The sequence below is a fragment of the Sphingobacterium sp. R2 genome, assembly GCF_040760075.1.
Classification (GTDB): domain Bacteria; phylum Bacteroidota; class Bacteroidia; order Sphingobacteriales; family Sphingobacteriaceae; genus Sphingobacterium.
Genome location: NZ_CP142884.1, coordinates 5,265,590 through 5,278,526, shown reverse-complemented (window position 1 = coordinate 5,278,526; position 12,937 = coordinate 5,265,590). Strand labels below are relative to the sequence as shown.

Below are 12,937 nucleotides of genomic sequence, written 5' to 3'. Positions count from 1 at the left end.
AGGAATCCTTTTTAGGTATTCCTCATTTTTTTTTATTTGATGTTAAGCGGTAGATAGACACCGAATGTGATGTTTCTGCCCATATTGTAGACGCCAAAATTAGGATCTTCTTGCGATAGCCTACCCGGGCGCAATCGGCTTAAGGCATCGTAATAACGCTTGTTGGTCAGATTGGATGCCGCTGCAAATATTTCCAGTTGCTGCTGCCCGAAGTGCAATGTCGTGCCGATTCCAGCATTCAACAATGTGTATCCGTTTGCTGGCGTTTCGAAGGTTTCGTCAATGCGATTCTGTTTAAAATAATTGTCTAGCCCCACAGATAAGTAGAAGGCATTTAATCCGCTTACTTTAGGTTCAAGGCGCAGCGTATTGTGCACAACGCCAGCTGGAATCAATGCCAATGGTCTGTCAAAGGTTGTATTCTGTGCATGCGTATAACTAAACGTGTTGTCTAGGTGAATCCAGTTCAACAAATGAAAATTCAAGCTTCCTTCAACACCATATAGATTGGCATTGACCTGTCCATAACGGTATACGTCATAGGTATGAGAATCGCCATCTTCGCCAACCACAGTTTTTGTATCCCCTTTTGTTGCCGAGGCATATATAAAGTTGTGAATATAATTTTCGTAGATTCCGATACTTCCGGTAACGATACTATGGCCAAACTCCAGTGTCGCATCTGCTTGATAACTTCTTTCGGGTTTTAGGTTCTCATTACCGACTTCATACCGCGAAGTACCCTCATGAACACCATTGGAGCCAAGCTCTGCGGGGTTGGGTGCTCTAAATGCTGAGCCCGCATTTGCTTTAAAATTGAGATCCTCATTGAAAATATGCGTATAACCAAGGGCACCACTGACATTACTGACGCTATTTTTAAAACCAGGAAATTGCTCTTCATCTTCAACAAACAGCTGTTTGCCTTTGTTGTTGACATAGTCATAGCGTAAACCGACATTAAACGTGTTTTCGCCCCAGCTTTTCTTCGCATAACCAAAAGCTCCCAATTCCAGCTGGTCATAGGCTGGGATTAAGAACTCGGTCCCTTTATTTACACTGTGTTCCTGACTGGCACTAATACCAAATACATGTTGCCAGCCGTTTCTTTCACTTAAAGAATACTTGGCATCGAGGGAATAGGTGTTGAGGTCAAAGAACAGGGATGGGGTCGCTTCTTCTAATTCTCGACGTTGATTCTTTTGGTAGCCTAAGTCAAGTTTTAAATTTCCCGATCCGACAACGAAGCTGTTGTTGAGGGCCAATTTATAGTGACGGATGTCCTGTTTGGGAAAATCCAATGTACGGCTTTTAGCGTTTGTGTACAGCGGGTCACCCGGTTCGGCATCGTAAAAGCCGATGTTATTTTTTAGGTAAGAAAAATTAAGGTGCGAATAGCCCCATTGCTTGTTTAGCCCGAGCATACCGCTTAAATTGCTGTTGTTAAAGCCGCTATTGCCGTATCTTCCTGCAGGGGTATTATAAGAATACGCATTCTGATACGATCCACGGCCACGCCATACGAAGCCATTTTCATTACCAGTTAACATAACCGAACTATTGGTCAGTCCATTGTTGGTCGCATAGCTTGTCAGTAATTCACCTTTAATATGCCCCTCAGTAGGAACATTAGGTTCCAGTACATTGATCACACCACCGATGGCATCAGATCCGTACATCAATGAAGCTGCACCACGTAAAATCTCGACACGGTCGGGTTGATTTTGGTCTATTTCAATGCCATGTTCGTCGCCCCATTGCTGTCCCATCTGTTTTACCCCATCGCTTACCGTGACGACACGATTATACCCCAGACCCCTTATAATAGGCTTTGAAATTCCTTGTCCCGTTGTGATCTGACTTAGTCCGGGAACTTGCCGGGCGAGTGCATCAATAAGATTTGTTCCATTTCCCTGCAACTCATCTTTGGAAATAACAGCTACTGAGGTGCTGTTGCGACGGCTCTGAGAAGTGACCAGTGTACCTGTAACGACTACTTCATTCGTTTCAATAATACTTTCTGTCAAGGAAAAATCAAGGGAAAGATTTTCCGAAGTTAAATCTACGGCCTTGACAACGGATTGATAACCCAAAAAACGGACCTCAACCAAGTAGCGTCCACTTGCAGGAAGAGATTTAAAGCTATAACGACCTTGTTGGTCTGATGCCGTGCTCGAACGAAGCTGCTGCAGTGATATGGTAGCACCAGCAATTGGTAGGTTGGTTTTGGCATCCGTTACTTTACCGCTAATTGTTGAGGCAAGCGCCGGAAGTATGGAGCAATAGGAGACAAGCATAAAAATGCAGCCTATAATTTTAAGTTTCATCTGTACTATAATTTCTACGTATGTAATATCAGCGGTACAAACGACAAAGCTTAAGTCAGCTACCAAGGCGTTGCTGTGCCAAGGTTTAACCGATAGCTGGTCGTATGGATCGTTGGATTGTTGAATTGTAAAGACCCCTATAGAGGCCTTGCAGCAATAGTGGTCAGCTTACGTTGATAGGCACTATTGAAATTAGCATAAAGATGAACAGGTGGGTGGGCCTCGATTGCCAGAAATCAATGATCTGACGATCTGGTCTCCAATGATGAACAGACCAAATTCAATGATTTTAACAGGCAATATGAATTCACCCTGCGTAAAATTAAAAACTAGTTGAGGATGTGCATTTTGGTCGCAGATAGCACATTTGGGGTGATCAGCATGATGTTTTTTTGCTGGACCATCTACGATATGCAGTGTAGCTTGGGGATGTTCATGACTGTACACAATGAACTGACCAATTAAGAAGGTCATCAAGAGCACGAATGCTGCGAATTTGTTCAATGAGATGTCTTTCACGCTGAAATCACTACGTTTAAACCCAAGTTGACACTCGAATTATGATGTTAACCGGGTCAAAGATAATGAAAATAAAATATAAAGCAATCGTGTTGCATTTATTATTATGATAAGATCATAAAATTTGCCGCTGAATCAAAGACTCAGCGGCGAATTTTGCTGATGTATAAGACTTATCGTTTTACTTTTTGGGAGGAATGAACTTGCCGACAATTTCATATTGATTGGCATCTAGTCCCTGAACGTCTTGCAATTTGACAATGCGATAAAGCGAATCGCTGAAATAGTCTAATTTTTCCTGACTATCGTATAAGCTATTTGTTATCTTTTTAACGATATGGATGTGTTTTACCTTTTCGTTCTTATCAAATTCGATACGCAGTTTCTGTATCTGTAGATCTTTCTTTTTCGCTGTAAATTCGGTCACACAATCGACAGCTTTAACTTCATACAATGTGGGATCGAAATTTTTGCTGATATCAGCAGCTTGAAAGGCAGACAGTTCATTTTTCCAGCTTCCAATTTTCAGCTCGCGCTGTTCTTTTTCTCCATCTTTGCTGACAGATTTTAGCACGGCGGGATTGAGCTGTTGCAAGCGATTGACTTCTCCATTAAAAAACGAGTCGACAGAAAATATGTCGGAAGATTTTTTGTGGCTTTTTGTTGCGGAAGGTGATCCACAACTCCAAAAAAGCAGCGCACTACCCGCAAAAAAGGAGAGTGCTCTGCTACTGATTTTATGTAGGTTATTATTCTGATACCAATACATTTCCTGTCATTTCAGCGGGGATATTGACGCCCAAAATTTGTAAGACGGTTGGGGCAATATCACCTAATTTACCGTTGGCTATTTTTTTGTACTGATCGTCAATCAAGATACATGGAACCAAATTTGTTGTGTGTGCGGTGTTTGGCGATCCGTCCTCATTGACCATAAACTCCGAATTGCCATGATCGGCCAGAATTATAAAGGAGTAACCATTTTTAAGACCAGTTTCTACGACCGTTTTGGTACATTGATCCACAGTTTCTACGGCTTTAATGACAGCATCAAAAACTCCTGTATGACCTACCATATCTGGATTTGCAAAGTTCAGACAGATAAAATCAGGCTGAAGTGTTTCCATATCGTTAACGATAGCCGCTGTAATTCCTTGTGCGGACATCTCGGGTTGAAGATCGTAAGTCGCCACTTTTGGTGATGGAACCAACAAGCGGTTTTCACCTTTAAATTCTTGTTCACGGCCTCCCGAGAAGAAAAATGTGACGTGTGGATATTTTTCTGTTTCGGCGATACGTGTTTGTGTTTTATGGTTAGCCTCCAATACTTCACCCAACGTGTTGGTCAAGTTATCTTTTTGAAAAACAACCCGCACATTTTGGAACGTTTCATCGTAAGACGTCATGGTCACATAATATAGATCTAACGGTTTCAGATCATATTCTGGGAATGCTTTTTGGGTTAGCGCGATAGTAATCTCGCGGCCACGATCCGTTCTGAAATTATAGCAGAATACCACATCGCCTTCTTGTATTGTAGCCACAGGCGCTCCATTGCTGTCTACCAAGGCAATTGGTTTCACAAACTCATCCGTTATACCTTCATCGTATGATTTTTGGATAGCGGCGACCAGGTCATTGGATTTTTCACCTTCCGCTTTCACTAAAAGATCGTATGCTAATTTTACCCGTTCCCATCTGTTGTCGCGATCCATCGCATAGTACCGACCGATTGCCGATGCGAAGGTACCTGTTGTTGTTGTCAAATACGCCTGTAAATCTCTCACGTAACCAATACCCGAGTTTGGATCCGTATCACGGCCATCCAAGAAAGCATGTACAAATACTTGTTCACTGCTCAGTCCAGCATGTTTTGCGGCATCACATAAACCCTTTAAGTGCTTCGTGTGCGCGTGTACGCCACCATCGGAAAGCAAACCGATAAAATGTACCTTTTTGTTATTTGCTAAAGCATATTTAAATGCGTCTTGAATCACTGGGTTCGAATTGAATACGCCGTCATTGACCGCTTTGTGAATACGTCCCAATTCTTGGTAGACAATTCTTCCGGCACCAAGATTCATGTGCCCTACCTCAGAGTTACCCATTTGGCCGGCAGGCAAGCCAACAGCTTCGCCCGAAGCTTCTAAAGTTGAGTTTGGATATGCTTCTAATAAATGGTCTAAAAATGGGGTGTTTGCAGCTTCAACTGCATTTGATTTATCATGTTTTCCATATCCTAGTCCGTCTAGGATCATGAGTGCAACTTTTTTCTTATTCATCGTATAACAAAGATAATCTTAATTTTAGAATCTATCAACGCATCTTAAAAACTTCCCTTGTTAATCACCAATATTTTTATAGGTTTGTGGCATCATTTGTGTTCCATCATAAATGGAACTGCCTAAGGATTGATTTTGATTACAGAATCTTTTCTATACATGTTAAGCTATATGAAACTTTTAAGCCATTGCGGATTTATACTTATTACGAATCTTTTTTTACACAATGCTGCGTTTGGTCATTTTTCGATGCCTGTAAAACCACGGATGGAAGCGAACTTGCCCGGGGATGATGATGCTTTGCAACGAATTTCGGAGGAGCTAAAATCATTTTTAAAAGAAGGTAGTGCTAAAAACATAGCCAGGTATTTTGCCTCAAACATCACCTTGTCGATTTCAGGTGAAAATGGTATTTATACAAAATACCAATCAGAAATCATGTTGGGGACATTTTTTAATCAGCATAAACCCAAGACTGTAAAACTGACCCAGTCGAGCAAAGCCAACAATGGCTATCAATATTTTACCTATTCCTTAGCCACCGAACAGGCCAACTATCGGGTCTTTGTAAAGATAGGAGCAGGGAGTAATAACCATTCCATCGAAGAGTTGAGGATCGACAAAAATTGATCCTGATCCTATTTTTTTTATCAATCTATTTTTCGATTAAAAAATTATTCCACATCTTAGCCCAATAAATAGCATTTATGGAGAAGGAAATCAAGGACTATTTGGCCCAGTTTGTAAAACAGGCTGTCGCGGAGGATTTGGGCGATGGAGATCATACCTCCTTGTCGACAATTGAAGCCGGCGCGCAAGGTGAAGCCAAGTTGATTGTGAAGGATGATGGTGTACTGGCAGGTGTCGAAGTAGCGCAGGCAATTATCGCCTATGTGGACGATAGTTTGGTCTGTGAGGTCTTTATCCAAGATGGAAGCCGGGTTAAAATGGGGGATATTGCTTTTTATGTCAGGGGAAATATCCAAAGTATTTTATTGGCCGAACGCTTGGTGCTGAATGTGATGCAGCGTATGAGTGGTATAGCGACAACAACGCGGCAGTATGTGGATCTGTTGGCCGGTACAGACACAAAAATTTTAGATACGCGAAAAACGACGCCCCTGTTACGGGTGCTGGAGAAAGAAGCCGTGCGCATTGGTGGCGGCACCAATCATCGTTTTGGTCTTTTTGATATGATTTTAATTAAGGATAATCATGTAGACTACAGTGGCGGGATTGTACCTGCGCTAGCGCGTGCAAATGCCTATAGAAAGAGCCTAAATAAACCAATAGAAATAGAAATTGAAGTCCGAAATTTTGTGGAACTTGATGAAGTTCTTAACTTTGGCGAAGTGGATCGAATCATGTTAGATAATTTTTCACCGCAAGATGTTGCCAAAGCTGTTCAGATTATCGACCGTCGGTTCAAGACAGAGGCCTCTGGGGGAATAACTTTTGACACGATTAGGTCATATGCGGAGGCCGGGGTAGATTATATCTCAGTAGGTGCTTTGACACACAGTGTGAAGAGCCTTGATCTTAGTCTGAAGGCCAAATTAATATAAGAACTAATTAATTAATGATATCGATTTATTTAGTAATTGCAGTATTACTAGCGTACGTGTTTGGGTCCATACCAACGGCTGTTTGGTTGGGACAGGCATTTTATGGGGTAGATGTTCGTGAGTATGGTAGTGGTAATGCTGGGGCGACTAATACCTTTCGCGTGTTGGGACCGAAAGCGGGATCGATCGTGATGTTTGTCGATATTTTTAAAGGCTGGACAGCAACCAATCTAGCTTATTTAATAGAACTGGGGCAAAATACGAGCGATGTTCAGTTTGTTAACTTTCAGTTGGCATTGGGCGTTATCGCGGTATTGGGACATTTATTTCCTGTATTTGCGGGGTTCAGAGGAGGGAAGGGCGTAGCAACGCTCTGTGGTATGATTCTCGCGATCCATACGCCTGCAGCCTTGGTTTGTGTTTCTGTATTTGTTATTATCCTGTTGACCACCCATTACGTTTCATTGGGTTCCATTTCGGCAGGATTTGCATTTCCATTCAGTTTGGCCTTTATATTCAAAACAACGATACCTTCGGTGCTTCTCTACGGAATAGCGATTTGTATCCTCTTGTTGATTACCCACCAAAAGAATATAGAGCGTCTGTTAAAGGGGCATGAGTCCAAGATCTACCTTTTTAAGAAAAAAGCGAAGGAAAAAGAATAGGCACAATAATTGCATCCGCTACGATGGATTAATAAATTATTGTAAAATATCCATGTTGGATGCGCTGAAAAGCGATTATCTTTCGCTTTGAAACTCCATATGGCCCTTGAAATAAAATATAAACTATGAACGGAATGTTTAAGTATTCAGCTATGGTATTAGCGTGTGTAACACTGGCATCGGGGTTGTCAGGTTGTGCAACTTCTGCTGTTACCGGGAAAAAATATTTGAAATTGGTCAGTGCTGATCAAGTGAACGAGCAAGCTGCATTGGCTTATAAAGATTTTTTATCGAAGAATAGTTCAAAAGTAGTCACTGGGACTGCCGATGCGGCAATGGTTAAACGTGTGGGCAATAAACTGGCCACAGCGGTGAACCAATATTTGCAAAGCACCGGTCGTGCCAACCAATTTAACTTCAATTGGGAGTTCAACTTAGTAAGGAGTGATGATGTGAACGCATGGTGTATGCCTGGTGGTAAAGTGGCGGTTTATACGGGAATATTACCTGTTACACGTACCGAAGCCGGACTTGCCACAGTAATGGGGCATGAGATCGCCCATGCGATTGAGGAGCATTCCGTAGCGCAGGCTTCGAATCAGATTGCTTTGCAATTGGGCGGACAGATTTTAGGTTCCGCAGCAGGGATATCTGGCAACAGTACCCTTGGAGTTTTCAATAATCTTTACGGTTTGGGCGGAAATTTGGCGCAGTTGAAATTCTCCAGAAGCGACGAGTCCGACGCAGATGCAGCAGGCTTGATTATTATGGCCTTGGCGGGATATAATCCAAACGAAGCGGTCGATTTTTGGAAGCGTATGGCTTCAGGAAGTCAGAAAGGGCAGCCAGAGTTTTTGAGTACGCACCCGAGTGATGAGCGACGTATTGCGGATATCCAAAAATTGATTCCGAATGCGATGAAATATTATAAGAAATAAAAGATTAATAGGATACGAAAAGAGGGATTTGCGCGAGCAGATCCCTCTTTTTTTTGAATTATATTTTGATCAAGTTACACCCCGGCTAGCGCATCGCTAACGCCGAGTACTACACCGATGACCAATCCCATAAAATTAAAGGCGATGGTAATGATGACCATGATGCCAATAAATTTGTAATGTTTTTTTAACGCATCCAAGCAGAGCTCCAGCTGAATGGTGTCGCGGTTTTCAATTGCTTTTTTCGCTTTGGATCCGAAATTATACAGAAAATAGATGGGAAGGCAAAAGAAAGCAAGAAAGAGCAGGTAGAGGACACCGAATGTGGATAAGGCCCCCGCTGTGACATATTCGTCTGCACCGAGTGACAATGCGCTTGCGCCAAAGATCAGGCTAACCATGGTGATGGCCGAGATGCCGATGAAAATAAAACAGACGATGGCCAAAAAATTGGCCCATTTGGCTGCTGAAGCTAAAAAAGCGAGTCCTGCAGGAGACAGTTTAAGGTCTGCAGGTTCTACAAAAGAAGAATTTTGAATACCGTCTTCCATGAAGCGTAAAATATTAGGTGTGCGAATTTCAGAAATGTTCTTGGCTTTTGAAACAAGTTTTTATACAAAACATCCAGCGTATACAATCGTTTAGATTTTTTCAATTCGTTAGGCTCTTGTAGTGCAATTGCTACAGGAAACTGAGTTGTATAAGGTAATTTTCAACTGTTAGGAAATTAGCTAAAAATTTTTAAAAAATTAAATTCCGATTGGAAGAATGTTGTTACAAAAAAAAATCCAGAATTGATGTGGAAAACTATTTTTGATCAGATAATACGAATGTAAATGTTGGTTTAAAACATCTTACAACGTTTTTTTTCGTGATAAATTATAGGTTGATGTCTGATTTTTGGTGTGGATTTCATGAAATGGGTGTGGTTTAGTGTGTTAAGTTTATATTAAGTCCTTTGTAATTTCAAATCTCTTAGTAATTTTGCTTAACATTTTTTAACAAATCACATTATATGAAAAGATCTTTACTCTTTTTCGCTCTTGTTATGGCTAGTTATGGTGCTGTACAAGCTCAGGTTACAACAAGTAGCGTTACAGGTATTGTAAAAGAGGCAAACGGCAGTCTAACTTCGGGTGCTACGATTAAGGCCACGCATGTGCCCTCAGGGACCATTTATACCGGTTCGGCAAATGCAGCAGGTCGCTTCAATTTAGCTAACATGCGTGTTGGTGGACCTTACAGAATTGAAGTAACTTATGTTGGACAAGACCCTATAATCTATAATGATGTCTATTTACAATTGGGACAGCCATTTGTGTTAAATCCTGTTTTTGCGGATAAAAACACAACGTTGGAAGAGGTTACGGTTACGGCGCGCAGAGGTGCAACTAAAACTGGTGTTTCCACTGTTGTAGGTAGAAAGAAAATTGAGGAAATGCCAGCTATTTCTAGAAGTATCACCGATTTGACAAAGCTAAATCCGCAAGCAAACTCACAAGGAGATGGTTTCTCATTTGCTGGAAGAAATAGTTTGTTTAACTCATTAACTTTGGATGGTGCGCAGATGAATAATGCTTTTGGTTTATCCGCTCTTCCAGGTGGACAAACAAATGCACAACCATTTTCTTTAGATGCAATTGAGTCTATTCAAATCAATCTTTCTCCTTATGACGTAAAACAAGGTGGTTTTACTGGAGCAGGTGTCAACGCGATTACAAAATCTGGTACGAACACAGTAACTGGATCGGCTTATTGGTATTTCAAAAACCAAGACTTACAAGGCTATAAAGTCGATGGTGAAAAATTACCAAAAACAGAATCATATAAAAATAACCAGCTTGGATTTAGCGTTGGTGGTCCAATCATTAAGAATAAATTATTCTTTTTCTTAAATGGCGAGACAACTAAGCGTACAACTCCCGGCTCTAATATCCTTGCGAACCGTGGTACTGGTGGAGCAAATGAGTCAAATGTTAAGGCGTCTGATTTAGATTTAGTAAAGAAAACCCTGATCGATAATTATGGATACGATCCAGGTGTTTATGAAGGATTTAATAACGATCAAAAGGCGAATAATATTACAGCTAAAATCGACTGGAATATTAACGAAAAGCATAAATTTACTCTTCGTTATAATCACTTAGATTCCTATAGAGATATTAATCCAAGTGGGTCGAATAGTAACAGTGGTCGTGGACCAAGTGTAAACTCCATGATCTTCTCGAACTTAAGATATCGTCAGAATAATAATATCAATTCCATCACTGCTGAATTAAACTCAACATTTAACAGTAAATATGCGAATCAAATACAGGTCGTTTATTCAGCTTTTAGAGACTACAGAGATCCATTGGGTACAGCTTTCCCTACTGTTGACATTGAGAACGGCAACGGAGCGAACTATATATCATTTGGACAGGAACCATTTTCTGGTTTGAATAAACTAAATCAAAACTTATTTAGTATTACCGACAACTTTAATATTTTTGCTGGAGCACATACTTTAACATTTGGCGGTTCCCTAAGCTATCAAAAGTTTAGTAATTCCTTTGCTCAATTTATCAATGGTCAATTTAGATACAAGAGTATGAACGATTTTATTGCTGCAGCTAATGGCGATAAAACTGTAAATCCTTCATTATATCAATTGACTTATTCAGTGGTTCCAGGTGTTAGCCGTCCATCAGCTGATTTCAGCATGATGCCAATAGCACTTTATGCTCAAGATGAATGGTTTATAAAGCCAAACTTTAAATTGAGCTATGGCGTGAGAGCAGACATTCCTGTATATACAACAGATATTGTCTCCAATGAAAAAGTATTGGGAATGACATTTGCTAACGAAGAAAAACTTGATGTTTCACGCTTACCGAAAGCTCGCGTATTAGTTTCTCCAAGAGCGGGATTTGATTGGGATATTAGACAAGATAGATCTTTTGTATTGCGTGGAGGAACAGGTATTTTTACAGGTGGTGTTCCAGGGGTATGGTTAACGAACCAAGCTGGACAGACTGGTATGACCTTTGGAAACATGTTTATCACCAATCCGACAGATAAGCCGTTTAATCCTGATCCTTCAGCTTATATTCCTGCGAATCCACAAAATCCAGCCACTTATGAGATTGACGTTACTTCTAGGGACTTTAAAATGCCTCAAATCTGGCGTTCAAACTTAGCAGTGGAATATCGCCTTCCTGGGGATATGAAAGCTACCTTAGAGGGGATTTATACGAAATCGATCAATGAAGTTTATCACAGAGACGCGAATTTAACTGATCCAGCGGGTAATTATAAAGGAACGGGAGACACCAGATCATATTATCCTTCTTACTACGATGCGACCGCTAAAAAGACGGTTTATACTAACCAAATCAATCCCTCAATTACGCGTGCTATCGTATTAGATAACACTTCAAAGGGCAGTGCCTATAGTTTAACTGCGCAATTGGAGAAACGTTTTGGAAAATATGGAGATGCGATGGTGGCTTATACCTATAGCAACGCTAAAGATATTACCTCCAATCCAGGTTCACAAGCAAACTCTGCATACACAGGTAACGCTATTGTAAGCAATCCAAATTCACCAGTTTTGGCTTATTCAAGCTTTATGGTGAGAAATAGAATAATTGCAGCAGTAAATATTAATTTCAATATTACGCCACAATTACCTACAAGAATAGGCTTAGTGTATGAAGGTAGGCCATATGGAGATAACTTCGGTGCGACTAGATACAATTATACCGTGAGCGGTGATATCCTGCAGACAGGTGGACGCTTTTCTAATGCTTTGATGTATGTTCCAACAGATCGTGCTGATATTGCTCTAGTGGATATCGTGGACTCAAAGGATAAAACTAAAGTTCTAGAAACTGCCGATGCTCAATGGTCAAGACTTGATGCCTTTATTGGTCAAGATAAGTATTTAAGTACAAGAAGAGGACAATATGCAGAAAGAAATGGTGCTGAATATCCTTGGATGAATCGTTTTGATATCCGTATCATGCAAGAATTATCTAAAGTGTTGAAAACAAAAGATAATCACAGGTTACAAGTTTCTTTAGATATTATTAATGTTGGTAATCTACTTAGTAGTAAATGGGGGGTAACAAAAACTCCAAATATTACCAACTTTATGCAATATAAAGGAATGGATAGCACTGGAAGACCGACTTATAATGTAAGTCAGAATCTTAAAGAGCAGACTTTCAGAAATAATACTGGTATTGATTCAAGATACCAAATGCAATTAGGTATTCGCTATATCTTTAATTAAGCTGACTAACTAGTTTGAATAAAAAAATCCTGGACCTATCATAGATCCGGGATTTTTTGTTTACTGTATTTGAATATTCTATCTATTTTTGATTTTGACAGTTTATCTTTAGTTGAAAGAAGCATCTGTTGACGCTGTATTATAAAGTTAGGTGAATAAAAAATGTGAAATCGTTTGAGCTCTAACATCTATTGAGTATATTTAATAAGTTTTCTATTAAAAAAAATGCTCGAATTAGGCGGGATTGCAAATTAAAACTTAAACAAATTATCAGTCCATTAGAACTAAAAAGTTCTTTGACAATGTTTAGAAATTACTTATACTATGATGTAAAACGGAGGTTTTGATTTATATTATCAAGAGCA

10 protein-coding genes are annotated in these 12,937 nt (G+C 40.2%); 5 read left to right on the top strand and 5 right to left on the bottom strand.

Features of this window, described 5'->3' with window-relative positions; genetic code table 11:
- Positions 1–32: 32 nt before the first annotated feature.
- From VXM68_RS22080 to gpmI, 4 genes are all read right to left on the bottom strand, one after another.
- A complete protein-coding gene (locus VXM68_RS22080) occupies positions 33–2,327 on the bottom strand; it encodes a TonB-dependent receptor (protein ID WP_367210084.1) in 2,295 nt (764 codons plus the stop codon).
- A gap of 192 nt (positions 2,328–2,519) precedes the next feature.
- Positions 2,520–2,846 carry a hypothetical protein gene (locus VXM68_RS22075; RefSeq protein ID WP_367210083.1) on the bottom strand — a complete coding sequence of 109 codons (327 nt, stop codon included), beginning with the start codon at positions 2,844–2,846 and terminating at the stop codon, positions 2,520–2,522.
- A gap of 181 nt (positions 2,847–3,027) precedes the next feature.
- Positions 3,028–3,615, bottom strand: a complete 588-nt coding sequence (locus tag VXM68_RS22070; RefSeq protein WP_294183303.1) for a hypothetical protein — start codon at positions 3,613–3,615, stop codon at positions 3,028–3,030.
- Positions 3,596–5,128 (bottom strand): 2,3-bisphosphoglycerate-independent phosphoglycerate mutase, encoded by a 1,533-nt coding sequence (gene gpmI / locus VXM68_RS22065; protein ID WP_367210082.1) that lies wholly within the window; start codon positions 5,126–5,128, stop codon positions 3,596–3,598. The genes VXM68_RS22070 and gpmI overlap by 20 nt, the downstream gene beginning before the upstream one ends.
- A gap of 171 nt (positions 5,129–5,299) precedes the next feature.
- Between gpmI and VXM68_RS22060 the strand changes: the two genes are divergently transcribed.
- The 4 genes from VXM68_RS22060 to VXM68_RS22045 all read left to right on the top strand — a co-directional run bounded on the left by VXM68_RS22060 (position 5,300) and on the right by VXM68_RS22045 (position 8,296).
- Positions 5,300–5,758, top strand: a complete 459-nt coding sequence (locus VXM68_RS22060) for a DUF4783 domain-containing protein (RefSeq protein ID WP_367210081.1) — start codon at positions 5,300–5,302, stop codon at positions 5,756–5,758.
- Between the two features lie 77 nt (positions 5,759–5,835).
- Complete coding sequence (gene nadC, locus VXM68_RS22055) at positions 5,836–6,693, top strand: carboxylating nicotinate-nucleotide diphosphorylase (RefSeq protein WP_367210079.1); 858 nt, start codon at positions 5,836–5,838, stop codon at positions 6,691–6,693.
- Between the two features lie 14 nt (positions 6,694–6,707).
- Positions 6,708–7,358, top strand: coding sequence for a glycerol-3-phosphate 1-O-acyltransferase PlsY (gene plsY, locus VXM68_RS22050; protein WP_293952051.1), 651 nt, complete (start codon positions 6,708–6,710; stop codon positions 7,356–7,358).
- 134 nt (positions 7,359–7,492) lie between these two features.
- Positions 7,493–8,296: a M48 family metallopeptidase gene (locus VXM68_RS22045; protein ID WP_367210078.1), complete on the top strand. Its 804-nt coding sequence runs from the start codon at positions 7,493–7,495 to the stop codon at positions 8,294–8,296.
- Positions 8,297–8,370: 74 nt separating this feature from the next.
- Here the strand turns inward: VXM68_RS22045 and VXM68_RS22040 are convergent, their stop codons facing one another.
- Entirely contained in the window at positions 8,371–8,847 is a 477-nt protein-coding gene (locus VXM68_RS22040) for a hypothetical protein (RefSeq protein WP_367210076.1), read from the bottom strand.
- 464 nt (positions 8,848–9,311) lie between these two features.
- Here VXM68_RS22040 and VXM68_RS22035 point away from each other — a divergent pair, with 464 nt between their 5' ends.
- Entirely contained in the window at positions 9,312–12,572 is a 3,261-nt protein-coding gene (locus tag VXM68_RS22035; protein WP_367210075.1) for a carboxypeptidase regulatory-like domain-containing protein, read from the top strand.
- The last annotated feature ends 365 nt before the right edge of the window (positions 12,573–12,937 follow it).